This is a genomic window from Bacteroides sp. (assembly GCF_030151085.1).
GTDB lineage: Bacteria > Bacteroidota > Bacteroidia > Bacteroidales > Bacteroidaceae > Bacteroides.
Map to the genome: position 1 here is coordinate 14,195 of NZ_JASLER010000114.1, position 17,271 is coordinate 31,465.

General features: G+C 32.9%; 14 protein-coding genes and 2 pseudogenes. All 16 read left to right on the plus strand.

The genetic code is table 11. The features are described from left to right. Nucleotides 1–1,050, plus strand: a complete 1,050-nt coding sequence (locus Q1W14_RS21815; protein WP_300704992.1) for a nucleotidyltransferase family protein — start codon at nt 1–3, stop codon at nt 1,048–1,050. Between the two features lie 451 nt (nt 1,051–1,501). Then, nucleotides 1,502–1,591 (plus strand): annotated as a pseudogene (locus tag Q1W14_RS22050) (hypothetical protein); the annotation flags it as partial. 339 nt (nt 1,592–1,930) lie between these two features. Beyond that, a complete protein-coding gene (locus tag Q1W14_RS21820) occupies nt 1,931–3,460 on the plus strand; it encodes a hypothetical protein (RefSeq protein WP_300704993.1) in 1,530 nt (509 codons plus the stop codon). A gap of 27 nt (nt 3,461–3,487) precedes the next feature. Then, nucleotides 3,488–4,612 carry a hypothetical protein gene (locus tag Q1W14_RS21825; protein WP_300704995.1) on the plus strand — a complete coding sequence of 375 codons (1,125 nt, stop codon included), beginning with the start codon at nt 3,488–3,490 and terminating at the stop codon, nt 4,610–4,612. Nucleotides 4,613–4,651: 39 nt separating this feature from the next. Beyond that, nucleotides 4,652–5,833 carry a Coenzyme F420 hydrogenase/dehydrogenase, beta subunit C-terminal domain gene (locus Q1W14_RS21830; RefSeq protein WP_300704996.1) on the plus strand — a complete coding sequence of 394 codons (1,182 nt, stop codon included), beginning with the start codon at nt 4,652–4,654 and terminating at the stop codon, nt 5,831–5,833. Continuing rightward, nucleotides 5,830–6,948 (plus strand): polysaccharide pyruvyl transferase family protein, encoded by a 1,119-nt coding sequence (locus Q1W14_RS21835; RefSeq protein WP_300704998.1) that lies wholly within the window; start codon nt 5,830–5,832, stop codon nt 6,946–6,948. Before Q1W14_RS21830 ends, Q1W14_RS21835 begins: the two co-directional genes overlap by 4 nt. Nucleotides 6,949–6,957: 9 nt before the next feature. Next, complete coding sequence (gene wecB, locus Q1W14_RS21840) at nt 6,958–8,109, plus strand: non-hydrolyzing UDP-N-acetylglucosamine 2-epimerase (protein WP_300705000.1); 1,152 nt, start codon at nt 6,958–6,960, stop codon at nt 8,107–8,109. Nucleotides 8,110–8,112: 3 nt separating this feature from the next. Beyond that, nucleotides 8,113–9,237 carry a hypothetical protein gene (locus Q1W14_RS21845; protein WP_300705002.1) on the plus strand — a complete coding sequence of 375 codons (1,125 nt, stop codon included), beginning with the start codon at nt 8,113–8,115 and terminating at the stop codon, nt 9,235–9,237. Continuing rightward, nucleotides 9,234–10,490: an O-antigen ligase family protein gene (locus tag Q1W14_RS21850; RefSeq protein WP_300705004.1), complete on the plus strand. Its 1,257-nt coding sequence runs from the start codon at nt 9,234–9,236 to the stop codon at nt 10,488–10,490. The genes Q1W14_RS21845 and Q1W14_RS21850 overlap by 4 nt, the downstream gene beginning before the upstream one ends. Continuing rightward, entirely contained in the window at nt 10,478–11,359 is an 882-nt protein-coding gene (locus tag Q1W14_RS21855) for a glycosyltransferase (protein ID WP_300705006.1), read from the plus strand. Before Q1W14_RS21850 ends, Q1W14_RS21855 begins: the two co-directional genes overlap by 13 nt. 143 nt (nt 11,360–11,502) lie before the next feature. Next, nucleotides 11,503–12,651, plus strand: a complete 1,149-nt coding sequence (locus tag Q1W14_RS21860; RefSeq protein WP_300705007.1) for a glycosyltransferase family 4 protein — start codon at nt 11,503–11,505, stop codon at nt 12,649–12,651. Then, nucleotides 12,635–12,766 (plus strand): annotated as a pseudogene (locus Q1W14_RS21865) (dehydrogenase); the annotation flags it as partial. The gene Q1W14_RS21860 and the pseudogene Q1W14_RS21865, both read left to right, overlap by 17 nt. A gap of 180 nt (nt 12,767–12,946) precedes the next feature. Beyond that, on the plus strand, nt 12,947–14,254 hold the full coding sequence (locus Q1W14_RS21870) for a UDP-glucose/GDP-mannose dehydrogenase family protein (protein ID WP_300705009.1): 1,308 nt from the start codon (nt 12,947–12,949) through the stop codon (nt 14,252–14,254). 78 nt (nt 14,255–14,332) lie between these two features. Further along, nucleotides 14,333–15,109, plus strand: coding sequence for a glycosyltransferase family 2 protein (locus tag Q1W14_RS21875; protein WP_300705011.1), 777 nt, complete (start codon nt 14,333–14,335; stop codon nt 15,107–15,109). 269 nt (nt 15,110–15,378) lie between these two features. Further along, nucleotides 15,379–16,359 carry an NAD-dependent epimerase/dehydratase family protein gene (locus Q1W14_RS21880; RefSeq protein ID WP_300705013.1) on the plus strand — a complete coding sequence of 327 codons (981 nt, stop codon included), beginning with the start codon at nt 15,379–15,381 and terminating at the stop codon, nt 16,357–16,359. A gap of 41 nt (nt 16,360–16,400) precedes the next feature. After that, on the plus strand, nt 16,401–17,271 hold an 871-nt coding region (locus Q1W14_RS21885), incomplete at its 3' end, for a glycosyltransferase family 4 protein (RefSeq protein ID WP_300705014.1).

Genomic DNA, 17,271 nt, shown 5'->3' on the forward strand with positions numbered 1-17,271 from the left:
ATGAACTCTATTCATATTATATCTCAAAACTTAAGTTTGATTGACGCATTAAAACGTATTAATGAGATTGAAAATAATAATCCTTTAGTCCTTTTTGCTGTTGATGAGAATAATGCGATGAGAGGAACCATAACAGATGGTGATATTCGTCGTGCCCTTATTAGAGGCTTGAATGTGACCGATCTCATTTCTGACGCAATGCATCGAGATTTTAATTTTTTGCGTTTAGGGGTTAATGATGGAGTTGAGGATATACATCACCAGCGTGATCTAAAGATGCGATTAGTACCTATTCTTGATGAAAAAAATCATATTTGTGAAATTGTAAATCTTGAACGCTATCTAAATAAACTCCCTATTGATGCTGTTCTTATGGCTGGGGGAAAAGGTGAACGTTTGCGTCCCATTACGGAGAAAATTCCTAAACCTCTTATCAAAGTAGGTGATAAATGCATTATTGACTATAATATTGATCGTCTGATTGCTTATGGTTTACAACATATTTCTGTTACTATTAATTATTTAGGAGAGCAGATTGAGGAACATTTTCGTGATAAGCGCCAAGGTGTGAAAATTGTTACGGTACGTGAGCCCCAATATCTTGGAACTATTGGCAGTATTAAATTTGTAGAGACTTTCTATAATGATATTGTCTTGGTGATGAACTCCGATCTCTTTACCAATATAGATTATGAGGATTTTTTTTTACACTTCCATCAGCATGACGCAGATATGAGCGTAGCATCAGTGCCTTATGTTGTAAAGGTGCCTTATGGGGTCTTTAATCTTGATGGTCGTGACATAAAAGGAGTGATGGAGAAGCCTACATACAGTTATTATGCTAATGCTGGCATTTATCTCATAAAGAAAAAATGCTTTGACCTCATTCCTGAAAATGAGTTTTTTAATGCAACAGATTTCATGGATAAATTGATAGAAACTCATTATAAAGTAATTCGCTATCCTATATCTGGTTATTGGATAGATATAGGTCAACACGATGAACTAATTCGTGCTAAAGAGATGATAAAACATATGAAAGGGTTGTAAGTACTCAAATTAGGACTCAAAAATAGCGAATATATTGAAAGATTTTACTTTAAATACCAGACCGAAGTACTTTCTCAAGGAGTATTGATAGAGACATTCTGTCTTAAGAACAAAGTGTCTTATAACTTGTTTTCAAAATGGTACAAGAATATACGGCGGAAAGTTGTCGAAGTGCAGGTAGATGGGATTCCTATCCCTGCTCAGACTTCACAACCTGTTAAATCTGTCAAAAACTCTCCAGAGAAGAATCCGATACTCTCTTCTTTCCAAGTTGGCTTGTGGATAATGGTGGATGTAAGGTGTGCAAATATGACCATTATAAAAGGGCATCAATGGCGAAGAAAGGCAGAAACACCTGAAGTTATAATTAATTTTCGGGTCAATCTGCTGATGGAGTAATTGATTGTTGACGTATATGCTGGAAGCCTTTAATTAGCTAAAGAAGTTATGGAAAGGACTTATCGTTTACCGAAAGAATGGTTATTATCCTATAGGTAATAATCTTGCGGAGAAAGCTGTCCGCCCTTGGACAACGAAATGAAATGCTTCTCTTCATTTTGAAAGTGATGCAGGAGTTGAAATGACCTCCGTTTAACACATTCAGTATGGTAGAGTTGCAAAATAAGTCTACCTGGGCTCGTCTAGATCAATTTTTTACGGGAATTTTAAACGAATGCAAAGATTTCTTGGGTTTCACATGCATAATATTGACTTAGCTTTATACTGAGTGTTAAATTACAAACTAAATTTTGTGTACTTTTATTAAATAGAACGCTCCAAAGGTGCTCTACTAAGAGGGTTTGCACTAAATTGACCACTAAGGGTGTACACTTAATTGGGAATGTTTACGAGATGTGGAACGCACACATTTAATAAGGTAATGAGTAACAATAGACAAATATCAAAAAATATAGTATATAGTTTAATATCATTTGGTATAAATATAATAATATCATTCTTTTTTACGCCTTATCTATTGGATTCTGTTGGTAAAGAAGCCTATAGTTTTTTTCCATTAGTTAACAATATTATTGGCTATACTAGTATATTTACTTCGGCTATAGGTTCAATGGCTGGTCGTTTTGTGACAATAGCTTATTATAAAGGTGATTTTGATAAGGCAAGGGGGTATTTCAATTCAGTCTTAGCTGGTTATATCTTCCTATCTCTGGTATTCTCTTTAGTCGGTTTTGCCTTTGTTTTTTATATTACTGATTTAATAAACGTTCCACTCTATCTTAAACATGATGTGCAATGGCTTTTCTCTTTCTCTATTATTTCTATGTTTATTACGATGTCGACAACTTCATATAGCTTAGGAACTTATGTTAAAAACAGGCCGGATTTAGCGTCAATTAGAGATGCCATTTCAAATATTGTAAGAATCTCATGTATTATATTACTATTTTATTTTTTTATGCCCTCCATAATTTACATGAGTGCATCTGCTGTTTGTGCAGCATTTATTATTGCTGGATTTAATATATTTTATAAGCGGCGATTACTTCCCGAAATTGAAATTAACATCCATCGTTATTTCTCACGTTCTTCTATTATTGAAGTCGTATCGGCTGGTATATGGAGTTCGTTAAATGCGTTAAGTTGTCTTTTATCTGGTTCCATAAATCTATTATTAACAAATATTTTATTTAGTGCTACTCAAACTGCAAATTATTCCATTGCTCAATCAATACCCAATTTAATAACTACAGTAAGTGCAATGATTGCAATTACTTTCACGCCACATTTTAATATATTATACGCAAAGGATGAAATGAAAGAACTTGTATATGAAATACAAAAATCGATAAAGATCTTGAGTTTTATTCTAGCAATTCCTATCGGTTTTTTTTTAGTGAATTCAGATATATTGTTACAACTTTGGGTGCCAAATGCATATAATGAGACAATTCTATTGTTGTCGATTATTATTATCTTTTTTACATCATTTGGGGCAATTACTAATCCTCTCTTTGGAATTTTTACAATTACGAATAAAAGAAAAGCTCCCTCTTTCGCTCTATTAATAGTTGGAATAATGAATATTCTTAGTATGTTTTTACTTCTTAAATACTCAGAGCTTGGCATATACGCTATTGCTATAAGTGGTTGTACATTCATATTTATAAGAGATTTATTCTTTACTCCAATGTATGGGGCTTACTGTTTAGGACTGAAGAAAACAATCTTCTATCCCATCTTTTTTAAAGGGGTAATTGCCATAATCGTTGTTGTATTATGCTCCATCTTCTTTAGGCTATTTATTCAAGAAGTTACTTTTATGAATTTTATAATTCTATTTACCATAACAACTTCAATCTCTTTGCTTGTCAATAGTTTAATTCTTATGACTAAAAGTGAAAGGTCTTATTTTTTTACGTTAGTAAAAAGTAAATTGCTCAAGCATTAGTATAAATCAATATACCTAAATTATAAAATGAAAAAAATAATTATCATCGGAGTAAGTCCGTTGGTCCGAAGGCGTGCAGATGTATTTTATATTGATGAATTTATTAATAAAGGATATAAAGTGGAACACTGCGATCTCTCTCCGTGCTTTTATATTAATGATTTATATAATAATATTATTACGTCTTTATATACTTATACTTTTAGTACAATAGATGATTTTAAAGCTTACCTTAATCTACAAGTTATTAAGGATACAGTTTTTATTGTCGAACTTCTGCCTATTAAGCGATTAGAACCTATATTTAAAATCTTAAAAGATTATAGATGTTACTGTATTCGTATCAATGTAAATGCATCAGACATGAGTGAGAAATCTCCGACATTTATGATGCGCATTAAATACGGACTCTGGGGATTAAGTACTATAAAAAGTTTGCTGAAGTTTACTTATAAAAAATGTACAAAGTCTTGTGTTATAAATTCTGTTTTTGATATTTATAGTTTATATATTTCATCTGGTAATAATAAAAAAATAGATATTCATATTAATCAATATGATTGGGATAAGACTAATAGAAAAGTAGATCGTGTTATTTCTGTAGATTACAAATACGCAATTTTTTGCGATGAGTATTTTCCTTATCATCCTGATTTTAAAGAATATAATTTAGATAAGGTCAATGCAATAGCATCAATGTACCATAATCAAATGAATTCATATTTTGATTATATTGAAAATAAATATCATATCAAAATTGTCATAGCTGCACATCCTAAATCCAACTATGAAGGGAATGAATTTGGTGATAGGCCTATTTTAAAATTTAAAACCATGGAATTGGTGAAATATAGTGAATTTGTCATTTTGCATGGTAGTATGTCTATTTCTTACGCTATATTGTTTGATAAACCTATAGTACTTACGATAACTCCACTGTTAAAAAAAACACGGAGTTACTTTGGTCATTTCATAATTTATGCTGATTACTTTGGGCAGTCATTAAATGATATTACTAAAAATATGGATTGTCCTCCTACGAAAGTGTCTGATACTGTGAAGAATAAATATATCTATGAATACATGACGTCAAAGGGAATTGAAGAAAAATCTAATGTGGATATTTTGGATGAATTGTTTCGATCTCTGTAATAGTTGGTATTTATATATTTATAAACAAGTTGCTAATACATGATTAATATTGTAGATAAATCAAAATGTTGTGGCTGTGGAGCATGTGTACAACGTTGTCCGAAGCATTGTATTACAATGCAAGAAGATATAGAAGGTTTTCTTTATCCAGTAATTGAAGAATCTTTGTGCATAAAATGTGGACTATGTGAAAAGGTGTGCCCCTTTTTGACTGAAAGTTATGCAAAAAAGCCTATAAAGATTTTTGCTGCAAAGAATATCAATGAACAACAGAGACTTAATAGTTCTTCAGGCGGTATATTCATTCTTTTGGCTGAAGAAACAATAAAAAAAGGTGGTGTTGTATTCGGTGCATGTTTTAATCACAATTGGGAAGTAGAACATTGTTATGCACAAACATTGGAGGAATTAGTACCTTTAATGCGAAGTAAGTATCTTCAAAGTCGTATCGGAAATTCATATATAACCGTAGAGACGTTTTTGAAGAAAGGTCAGCAGGTCTTATTTGCAGGTACCCCATGTCAAATTCGTGGTTTGCATAATTATTTGTCACAAAATTACGAAAATCTTTTAACTATAGATTTTGTATGTCATGGGGTACCAAGCCCTGGAATATGGCGAAGATATCTTGAGGAAATTACAACACAAAAAAAATGTACTGTAATCTCTTCAATTACATTTAGAGAAAAGCAATTAAATGGATATGACTGGAAAAATTATGGTTTTGTTGTGCGCGGACAAATTCTCAATTATAGTGGAAAAGATGAGATTATTTTAAGTAAGAACCACCAAGATGAAACTTTTATGAATGCTTTTCTACATGAACTAATATCTAGGCCTTCATGTTTCAAATGCCCTGCTAAAGATGGTAAGTCTAATAGTGATATTACAATAGGAGATTTTTGGGGAATTGAGAAGGCTATGCCTTCATTTGAAGATAAAAAAGGTGTAGGACTTTTAGTTTTACACACAATCAAAGGCGAAAATATTGTTAAGGATTTACTCCTTGAAACGATTAAAAGCAATTATGAGACAGTATGTTTATATAATCGTTCATATTGTATGGCAGCAAGAATTTCAAAAGAAAGGGCTATATTTTGGGAAACATACAAAAAAACAAATTCGGTTATAACCTCAACAACCAAAGCTCTTCACATTTCAGCTGGAAAAAGGCTCTTGATATATATAAATAGATTAATTAGATACATTCTTAATCAATGAAAATAGGAATTCTTACTATTACACCCAATATAGGATTTGGTGGTATAATGCAAACCTATGCACTAAAAAATGTTTTAGAGGAATTAAATGATAATAATACTGTTTGCGTTATTAGTTATAAGCGGAAATATAAGATAAAATCAAAAGTCTATTTCTTTGTAAAAATGCTATTTAGACATTTCTTTTATGGTCAATTTACAAAGTTTACAATTGCATCTGATTACAATTATAGTAGCCAAAATACGCAATCGTTTATAGACAAATATCTTAACCCCACAGAAAATATCTATTCCGAGAAAAAACTTCGTCGTTTTATTAATGAAAACGTGAATATTTTAGTTATAGGCAGTGACCAGGTATGGCGTCCAAAATATGTTTGGGGAATAAAAAATTATTTTGCGGAAGGTATCAATCCTTCAATAAAGAAAATTGCTTATGCTGCGTCATTGGGAGTTGGAGCATGGGAATATGAATTAAAAGAAACAAAGGTTTGTAAAAACTTAATTCAAAATTTCTCATATGTTTCTGTAAGAGAGCAAAATGCAATACAACTTATTAAAGATAATTTAGAATATTCAAATGCGATATATTGGGATTTAGATCCCACTTTATTAATTAATCCATCAACCTATTCTAAATTTATAAGAGAGAAAACAAATAATGAAAAGTATTTATTTACTTATATTTTGGATGTAAATATTTCAAAAAAGACTGTTGTTGATAAGGTTGCAGATAGGCGAGGTTTAAGTATATATGCTTTTAATACAAATGCGGAAAATGGTAGATTACCACTCAACGAGAGAGTTGCTCCTCCTGTTGAAGAGTGGTTATCTCGTATCGCAAATTCTGATTATGTAATTACAGACTCTTTTCATGGTACTGTTTTTTCTATTATTTTCAACAAACCGTTCCTTGTTTATGTAAATCAAGAAAGAGGGGCAGAACGGTTTGTATCCATATTGACTATGTTAGGATTAGAAAATCGAATGATTTATTGTGAAAATGACTATCATGATGAACTAATAGATCACACAATAGATTGGGCAAAGATTAATATGATTATATCCTCCAAAAGGGATGAAATAATAAGTCGATTAAAATATCATCTTAAATAAATAGTTGTGATGAAAAAGATAATGCTCGTTTTCGGCACTCGTCCTGAAGCAATCAAAATGGCTCCATTAGTTAAGGAGTTTCAAAAGTACCAAGAAGAGTTTCAAATAATAGTATGTGTCACAGGTCAGCATCGCGAAATGTTAGACCAAGTGTTGCGGATCTTTGATATCAAGCCTGATTATGATCTCAATATAATGAAGCAGGGGCAGGACCTCTATGATGTGACGGCCCGTGTGCTTATTGGCATGCGTGATGTATTGAAAGAGGTGCAGCCTGATGTAGTATTAGTGCATGGTGATACTACTACTTCAACAGTTGCTGCTTTGGCTGCTTTCTATCAACAAATTCCTGTTGGGCATGTGGAAGCTGGATTGCGTACACATAATATTTATAGTCCATGGCCAGAAGAAATGAATCGCTTAATTACCGGACGTATAGCTACTTATCACTTTTCGCCCACACCGCTGAGCCGTCAGAACTTGTTGGATGAAGGTATAAGCGAGAAAACAATTACCGTAACCGGTAATACTGTGATTGATTCACTCTACATGGTAGTGGACAAAATCAAAAATGAAAAAAAAATGGATGCGGAACTCGAAGTCTTCTTGAGGAATGCTGGCTATGATGTGAATCGTTTGAAGGGGGGTAAAAAGTTAGTGTTGATTACTGGTCACCGGCGCGAAAACTTTGGAGATAGTTTTATCTCTATGTGTACAGCCATCAAGGACCTGACTCATAAATATCCCAATGTGGATTTTGTATATCCCATGCACCTCAATCCAAATGTACGCAAACCTATTTATAAGGTCTTTGGTGAAAACTTGTCGAATCTTGACAGCATCTTCTTTATTGAACCTTTAGAGTACTTATCTTTTGTTTATCTCATGGAAAAGAGTCACTTGGTGTTGACCGATAGCGGTGGCATACAAGAAGAAGCTCCTGGATTAGGTAAGCCTGTATTGGTGATGCGTGACACTACTGAACGCCCCGAAGCTTTGGAAGCAGGTACGGTGAAATTAGTAGGCACTGACTATAATAATATAGTAGGCGAAGTGTCTGCATTGCTTGATAATGCAGCGTATTATGATAGAATGAGCAAAGCTGTCAATCCTTACGGGGATGGATTGGCTTGTGGTAGAATTGTAGAAAAATTGAAATAAGGAATGAAAAATAAACTTCAAAAGCCTAAGGTACTATATTTTATGCACGTGCCTTGGGGATGGATTAAACAGCGGCCGCATTTCTTGGCAGAAAAGTTATCTCAATATTTTGATTTAACTGTTGTGGATAAAAGAGTAATAAAATTTGGGGCAAGTAAGCAATTACCAACTCAAAAGGTTGAGGGTATTTCATTCTTATCTTTCAATGCATTGCCATTGTATTCTCCTTTTAAGTGTTCTGTAATTAAGCTATTTGATTATATCAATAAACTATTATTAAAAGCCAAAATTTCATTTAATGATTATGATTATATTTGGGTTCCTTCACTTTTGTATTATTATAAAATAAAAGATCTAATCCCTAAGAATGCAAAACTTATTTATGACTGTATGGATGACGATTTAGCATTTCCGAGGAGATTGGATAAAAAGTTAATGCAAAGTGTTGAAACAGAGTTGTTGAATAAGGCTGACCTTGTTTTTTGTTCTGCAGAAAATTTAAAGAATGTGATGCTGTCTCGTAGTGGAGTACAGAGAGTTATTCATATTGTAAATAATGCCTCTACATATCCTGATATGGAAGCTTCTTATTTGGTGAATCAACGATTTGTATTTGACAGTAATTCAATCTCTATGGTGTATATTGGTACAATTGCAACTTGGTTTGATTTCGACAATGTAGTAAAATTGTTAGACTCAAAAGATTCTTTGCATCTTTATTTAATAGGTCCAATAGACACGGAAATAACTATTCCTAATCATCATAGAATTCATGTGTTAGGAGTATGTAAACATGATGAAATATGGGGTATAATGAAGTGTGCTGATATATTAATTATGCCTTTTCAAGTAACTCCTCTCATTGAATCTGTCAACCCGGTTAAGTTGTATGAGTATATTTGGTCAATGAAGCCTATAATAGCCACGAGATATAAGGAGAGTGAGAAATTTTCTGATTATGTTTATTTGTATTCTTCAATAGATGACCTTAGGTCTATAATTGAGACAATTGTAGATAACAAGTATTTATATAATATAAATAACCGTGAATCCATAAAGCAATTCCTTACACAAAACTCTTGGGATAATAGAATGGAGCGAGTAATGGAAGCCATGAATCGTTTATGAAAATAGGCAGACATATCTTTATTATCAAAAATATACCATATTGGTTACTAATTCTATCATTTTTAATTTTGAATGTAGGTGCATTAATTTCAATGCATACTCCTATACAAACAGGAGCACTAATTTCATTGATTTCGATTTTTTCTTTTTTCTTTTTGAGCAAAAGAATTCTAAAATCTAAATCATTTTATTATAAAAATGTTTTTAATTTTTTTATATGTATAGAATTATTATCTTGTGGTTTTGGAATGTTTTCTCAATATAGTTATTTCCTTCAAAATCATATAATAATTCTTATATACGGCATTTCATATTTAGTATTACCTCAATTATTATTCTTTAATTTAGGAAGATGTATTGATAATCATAAGCTATACAAATCAGTTCAATTTATTTTATACTGCAATGCTTTCTTGATAGGGATGGGAATTATATTTTCTATGTTTCAGCCGTCATTCTATTTGTCTTTTGTAGAAAGGGCGCTACCATCTCAATACGAAGTATATGGAACGTCTCCACGTTTAGTCAGTTATTTAGGAGATTCTATGTCAATTGGTGTGATATGTTCTTCGTCTTTTATACTTTCAATTTCTCTATTGTCAGGAAAAAAAAGATGTATTTTAGCTCTGATTTTTTGTATAGGCTGTATAATGTCTATGCAACGGGGAGCTTGGATAAGCATGACTGCAAGTACTCTTTTATATGTTTTTGTTTTCAGTAAAATAAAAATCTTCTCTTTTAAGATTAATCGTAGAGTTGCATTTGTGCTTTCTGCAGTTTTAATCACTGCTATTTATTTAATATATAAAATTCAAACCTCATGGAGTGATGAATTTTTGTTTTTTGATATCTTGACTCGTAGGTTTGACAGAATAGGAGGTGCTGCATCTGAAAGGACTAATCAATGGATTTCAATTATTGATGCAGCAATGCATAATTGGGGAGGATTAGGAATAGGAACTATGAGTCATAAAGGAGTAAATTTTGGGTTCCCGATTACTTGTCCTGACGGAAATTATTTTAGGATATTAGGTGATATCGGATTTATAGGGTTATTATGTTTTCTTTTTCTAAATTTTTTAGCTTTGTTACATTTGTACAAATTGAGACAGTGGAGTGTGTTATGCGTTATTATAATTTATTTAATGCAAGCTATAGGTACAAATGTGTTTGACCTGTTCTATTCAAGTTTTATTTATTGGTTTTTTATAGGCGTTTCATTTAAAGATAAAATTAATTTATGCATAAGATAAAACTTTCGGTAGTAATTGTAACGTATAATTCTTTGACATTATTAAAAGAATGCTTGAGTTCTTTGTATAAATATAATGATATTTATAGTTTGTTAGAAGTTATTATTGTAGATAATAAAAGTGACGATTTCCTAGAACTAAACTCTTTTGTTACCTCAGAATATTCTTCAATTCATATTATAAGAAATGATAAGAACGGAGGATATGGTCAAGGAAATAATGTAGGAATTAATGCGGCTAAGGGTGATATTATTCTCATAATGAATCCGGATGTCAGGTTAATGCAACCAATATTTAAAAAAGCACTTAATGTATTTGACAAATCTTCTGGTACTATTATGTTAGGAATGAAGCAATGGACATCAAAAGATTCAAAAGGCATTTCCTTTCGTGTAGATTCACCGTACACGCATTTCCTTTCGGATATATTTGTTAATAAAGCAGCTAACTATTTTGACAAATTTAATCCTTCTACAATGTATATTGTTGGTGCTTGTTTTTTCATACGAAAAAAAGGTTTCTTAGATATTGGTCTTTTTGATGAAAATATTTTCATGTATAATGAAGAGTCTGACATAAAAAATAGAATTTTTCAGAAGTTTGGCAAAGGGGCAATTTTGTATAATAAGGAATTGAATTTTATCCATTTATCGTCAGGAAGACATTTTTCATCATCAAGCGATAAATTAGTTGTTGACTCTTGCTGTTACTATTGTAAGAAATTCAATCTTAATCATATAAAGATTCTAAAAAAAATGATTCATAATAGAAAGTTATTTAGAGTCGTTTCAAGATTTAAAAAAGATAATAAATCCGTTGATGAATATTCTAAAGCAATTTGGTATATCCAGAATTTAATTCAAAAATAGCTTTATTTAAAGTATATATTTTATATTAATCCTAATTCCTATGTGTATATCTGTAGGTAATCCTGCCAAAGTAATCAGGAAACGCGATGAACAAGCTTTGAAATATAAATTAGGTCACCGAGTATGGTTTAGATAAATCGAAAATGAAAATATTTTATATTGATCCTATGTCATATAATAACTTAGCTATATATGACTACAGTATTTTGAACTCTCTTTCAAGATTAAATGGAATTACTTTTTTTTGTAGTGCTCATTACGACCTTGATGAAAATATAAAGAATATATGTTTTAAAAGAGTTTTTTCATACAATAAAATTTCAAATAAGTTTATAAAGCTTATCAGTTACATTTGTTCGTTGTGTATCATACTTTGGTTGGCATTTCGGCAAAAGCCACAAATAATCCATATTCAATGGATAAGAGTTCCTTTCATTGACAGGTTTTTTATATGGGCATATATGGCTTGTGGTGCCAAAGTCGTTTATACGGCTCATAATCTTCTACCGCACGATGATTTGAAACGAAAGTCAATTAAGGCATATCAACCTATTTATAAATTGGTGACTGCAATAGTAGTTCACGCTAAATCGTCAAAAAATGAATTGATTACAGATTTCAATATTGAATCTGATAAGATTTCAGTTATAGAGCATGGTTTGGTAGAAATAAAGCACAATGATGAAGCTATCGTTAAAATCAGTGAGGACATAGTAAAAAAGGAAGGCCTTAGTGAAAAAATTATACTAACTAGTTTCGGCTCTCAAAGTATATACAAAGGAATAGATATAGTGAATAGCTACTTGAAAGAGCACACTCCATTTTTGAAAGAAAACCAAGTTACTTTTATTATAGCAGGTAAAACTCCAGAACACTATGCAAATTCTTTGGTGAAAAATGAAAGCGTGATATTGCTGAATCGATATATAACTGATGATGAATATATTGCTCTGTCAAGGCTCTCTGATGTTATTTTACTGCCATATATAAACATTTCTCAGAGTGGCGTATTAATGTCGGCACTCAATGAATCAGTTCCTGTGTTGGTATCCCATGTCGGTGGTTTATACGAACCTCTTCAAATAGCAGATATAGGGTGGGATATGGGAGAGCCTAACTATGATTCATTTGCTGCTATGATTAAAAAGCTGATAGTCGACAAGGCTTCTGTCAAAGCTAAAAAGAATGATAAAGAAGCATGGAATAAGATACATTCTTATTATTCTTGGGATAGAATTGGTAAAAGAACATTTAATTTATATAAAACATTGGTTTATAATAGTAAGGAATAATGCCTCTCTCTGTCCTGGATTAGCCGGAGGTGGTAGTAATGTGTCACCCTATAGTGACATTTATGGAGGATTAATTTTAAATACCACCATCAATCTCTATACTTTTTACACCATTTAAGAAAGTTGCGATGGAGTGATTACGAATGAAAGTGAGACTGGGTTTGAAAAGAGATTGTTTCTAAATACATTTTATGAAATAATTCCCTCTAGTCGCCGCTTTTGCAGGAAGTGTTGCGCATAGGTGACTATCTTTTAACCGATAGTTGCTCCAAATTTTTATGTCTAAATTTATCTTATGAATATAGCAATTGTTGGCACAGGCTACGTTGGCTTAGTGTCTGGCACCTGTTTTGCAGAATTGGGTGCCAATGTAACGTGTGTAGATATTAATGCACAGAAAATAGAAAGCCTGAAAAAAGGTGGGATTCCTATCTATGAACCAAATCTTGATAGTATGGTATTACGCAATGTGAAAGCAGACCGTTTACACTTTACCACGGATTTAGCTTCAGTATTGGATAACGTAGAAGTAGTGTTTAGCGCGGTAGGTACTCCTCCGGATGAAGATGGTAGTGCGGATTTGCGTTATGTATTGGAAGTTGCAAGGACTGTTGGGCAACACATGAATAAATATCTAGTAATGGTGACGAAAAGTACTGTCCCTGTTGGCACTGCAAAGAAAGTGAAAGAAGCAATTCAGGCAGAGTTGGATAAACGTGGTGTACGAGTGGATTTTGACGTAGCTTCTAATCCGGAGTTCTTGAAGGAGGGTAATGCCATTGATGATTTTATGAAACCTGACCGTGTAGTGGTAGGGGTAGAAAGTGAGAGAGCCAAGGAGTTAATGACCCGCCTTTACAAACCGATGCTACTGAATAATTTCCGTGTAATATTCATGGATATTCCTTCTGCAGAAATGACTAAATATGCGGCTAATTCAATGTTGGCTACTCGTATCAGTTTTATGAATGATGTTGCCAATTTGTGTGAGTTGGTAGGGGCAGATGTTAATATGGTACGCAAGGGCATTGGTACAGATAGTCGTATAGGTAGTAAGTTTTTGTATCCGGGTTGTGGATATGGCGGTTCTTGTTTCCCAAAGGATGTAAAGGCTTTGGTTAAGACTGCTGCAAAGCATGGATATAATATGCGGGTATTGAATGCTGTAGAAGCAGTGAATGAGAGCCAAAAGAATATTTTGTTTGAAAAGTTTAAGAAGCATTTTGGCGGAAATGTCCAGGATAAAAAGGTTGCTATTTGGGGGCTTGCTTTTAAGCCGGAAACTGACGATATGCGTGAAGCTCCAGCGTTAGTGTTGATTGATAGTTTACTGAAGGCCGGTTGTGAAATTTGTGTTTATGACCCGGTGGCAATGGATGAATGTAAACGTCGTATAGGCGATTCTATTTCTTACGGTAAAAACATGTATGATACTGTCATTGACGCAGATGCCATCTTTCATGTAACGGAATGGAAAGAATTCCGTATGCCAAGTTGGGAGGTAATAAAGAAGGCTATGAAAAAGAATCCTGTGTTGATAGACGGAAGGAATGTATTTAGTGCGTCGGAGTTGAAAGACATTGATTATTTGAAAATAGGATAATTGTTATGAAAGATTATGTGATAAATGAAAGATGGGCACTAACTTTTAGAATGATTTGATAACTAAAATTGGGATTGCATGGAAAATTATGGATTAGTTTCTATTATAACTCCGTCATATAATTCGGCCAATTATATAAAAGATACAATAGAGTCGGTTTTAAGTCAGACATATCCGTATTGGGAACTTTTAATTACAGATGACTGTTCAACAGATAATTCAGTTGAAATAATAATAGGTTATGCAGCTAAAGATTCTCGTATCAAGTTATTAAAAATAGAAAAAAACAGTGGTGCTGGTATATGTAGGAATAAATCAATTGAAAACGCTCGAGGACGTTTTATTGCATTTTGTGATAGTGATGATTGGTGGTTCCCACAGAAATTAGAAAAACAATTAGAATTTATGAGATTAAAAGATTGTGCATTGTCTTATAGTTCTTATATGGTAATGGATGAATCTAAAACAATCATGGGGGTATCTGTTTGTATGTCTGTTATTGATTATAGATCCATGAAACGTGAAGATGGAATAGGTTGTTTAACAGCTATTTATGATGTGGAAAAAGTCGGGAAAATGTATTTTCCTTCTGTAAGGAAACGGCAAGATTGGGGATTATGGTTAGAAATATTATCTCAGTGTAAGGTCTCATATGGTATAAAAGAACCTTTAGCTTATTATAGAGTAAGAAAAAATTCTATATCTAGAAATAAATGGGCATTGATAAAATATAATATAAGTATTTATCGAACGGTTTTAGGATACTCGTATTTAAAAGCAATATTTATATTTCTTGTCATCTATTTACCACATAATTTTTTTAAGAAAATAAGAACCAAATTGAATAGTTTATAGTAATAATTACAACTGTTTAAAATGACATACTGCTTTTTATATCTTTTCAGTTTACCTCTACCACATATTTAAGAACTGATTAATGTATACAGCAATAGTGATTAAGATAAGAAGATATGAAAAAATACGAAAGGACGTAGAATTAAACTTTTCACTCCTCTTTTTATGACAAGGTTATGCCATAATTGATTATTTAGTAAAAAATAATTTAGTTATGCATTTTGTGATTTAGTCAAAGATAATCTCTATTTTATATATTTGTTTTCTACATGAACATTCTTATAACCGGCATCCACGGTTTTGTGGGGTCCAATCTTGTTGTCGCCCTAAAGGAGCGTCATAGCCTTTATGGTTTAGATATAATTACCCCTGAAAAAGAGGGGGTGATAAATACTTTCTCTTGGAAGGATATTGATCCTGCTTCATACCCTATGCAGAATCTTCCTCATTTTGATGCCATCATTCATTTGGCAGGCAAAGCTCATGATACAAAAAATCATTCAGCTGCTCAGGTGTATTTCGATATCAATACGGGGTTAACACGGAAGATATTCGACTTCTTTTTAGAATCGTCTGCGAAGAAGTTTATCTTTTTCAGTTCAGTGAAAGCTGCTGCTGATCGTGTAGTGGGGGATATACTTATGGAGGGTGTAATACCAACTCCGGTAGGACCATACGGCGAAAGCAAGATTGCTGCTGAGAATTACATCCTTAGTAAGTTGGGAGTTGATAATGGAAAATTGAAAGTTGCTCCGTGTGATGACAAAGAAGTTTATATCTTACGTCCTTGCATGATTCATGGTCCCGGTAATAAAGGTAATCTGAATTTGCTCTATAATGTAGTGAGGAAAGGTATTCCCTGGCCTTTGGGTGATTTTGAAAATAGAAGGTCTTTTACTTCGATTGGTAATCTTTGTTATGTTGTAGAGGGCTTATTGACTAAGGACGTTGCAAGTGGTATTTATCATATGGGCGATGACGAAGCTCTATCAACGAATGATTTGATAGCTTTGATGTGTGAAGTCTTGGGACGTAAGCCGCATATTTGGAGAATGAACAAGGGTATGATGGAAGGGTGTGCTGGGTTAGGGACCTTGCTGCATCTTCCGTTGAACACGGAGCGTTTGCATAAGTTGACGGAGAATTATGTAGTTAGTAATGCTAAGATAAAGGCAGCTTTGGGCATTGACAAGATGCCTGTGCGGGCTGAAGAGGGGATCGTAAAAACGATAAAATCGTTTTTAAATTAAAAATTAGTAATTAAAGAATTAAAATAGGGTACAGTACGGGTATGTATTATCTGATTATATTGGTTCTGCTATTTCTAGCAGAACTTTTTTATTTTAGGGTGGCTGATAAATGTAATATCATAGACAAGCCCAATGAGCGAAGCTCTCATACGAAGGTCACTTTACGTGGTGGTGGGATAATCTTTTATTTCGGTGCATTGGCTTATTTCTTGACGAGTGGTTTTGAATATCCATGGTTTATATTGGCTTTGACTCTGGTTACATTCATCAGCTTTGTAGATGATATAAAATCTACCAGACAGATAACTAGATTATTGTTCCATTTCTCTGCTATGGCGTTAATGTTCTATCAGTGGGGATTGTTTTCTTTATCTTGGTGGTGGGTTGTTATTGCACTGATAGTTTGTACCGGTATAATCAATGCCTATAATTTCATGGATGGAATCAATGGAATCACAGGTGGTTATTCGCTTGTGATCCTTGTTGCGCTAGCTTATATAGATAAAGAAATAGTTCCTTTTGTAAATGAAGGTATCATCTATACAGTGCTTTGTTCTGTATTGGTCTTCTGCTTCTTTAATTTTCGTAAGAAAGCGAAGTGCTTTGCTGGAGATGTGGGCTCAGTGAGTATTGCTTTTATCATTCTGTTTTTGATCGGTAAGCTAATAATACAAACTGGAGATTTCAGTTGGATTATCTTATTGGCGGTTTATGGTGTGGATAGTGTTCTGACAATAATTCATCGCCTGATGCTTCATGAGAATATCGGTCTACCGCATCGGAAACATCTGTATCAGATCATGGCTAATGAGTTGAAGATTTCTCATGTGGCGGTATCATTTGTTTATATGATGGTGCAATCGGCAGTAATAATCGGATTTATTTATTGTCAGGGCTATAGCTCTATTTATT

Coding starts and splice junctions, on each gene's coding strand:
- Q1W14_RS21815 (WP_300704992.1), top strand. CDS start 1: ATGAACTCTATTCATATTATATCTCAAAACTTAAGTTTGATTGACGCA.
- Q1W14_RS21820 (WP_300704993.1), top strand. CDS start 1,931: ATGAGTAACAATAGACAAATATCAAAAAATATAGTATATAGTTTAATA.
- Q1W14_RS21825 (WP_300704995.1), top strand. CDS start 3,488: ATGAAAAAAATAATTATCATCGGAGTAAGTCCGTTGGTCCGAAGGCGT.
- Q1W14_RS21830 (WP_300704996.1), top strand. CDS start 4,652: ATGATTAATATTGTAGATAAATCAAAATGTTGTGGCTGTGGAGCATGT.
- Q1W14_RS21835 (WP_300704998.1), top strand. CDS start 5,830: ATGAAAATAGGAATTCTTACTATTACACCCAATATAGGATTTGGTGGT.
- wecB (WP_300705000.1), top strand. CDS start 6,958: ATGAAAAAGATAATGCTCGTTTTCGGCACTCGTCCTGAAGCAATCAAA.
- Q1W14_RS21845 (WP_300705002.1), top strand. CDS start 8,113: ATGAAAAATAAACTTCAAAAGCCTAAGGTACTATATTTTATGCACGTG.
- Q1W14_RS21850 (WP_300705004.1), top strand. CDS start 9,234: ATGAAAATAGGCAGACATATCTTTATTATCAAAAATATACCATATTGG.
- Q1W14_RS21855 (WP_300705006.1), top strand. CDS start 10,478: ATGCATAAGATAAAACTTTCGGTAGTAATTGTAACGTATAATTCTTTG.
- Q1W14_RS21860 (WP_300705007.1), top strand. CDS start 11,503: ATGAAAATATTTTATATTGATCCTATGTCATATAATAACTTAGCTATA.
- Q1W14_RS21870 (WP_300705009.1), top strand. CDS start 12,947: ATGAATATAGCAATTGTTGGCACAGGCTACGTTGGCTTAGTGTCTGGC.
- Q1W14_RS21875 (WP_300705011.1), top strand. CDS start 14,333: ATGGAAAATTATGGATTAGTTTCTATTATAACTCCGTCATATAATTCG.
- Q1W14_RS21880 (WP_300705013.1), top strand. CDS start 15,379: ATGAACATTCTTATAACCGGCATCCACGGTTTTGTGGGGTCCAATCTT.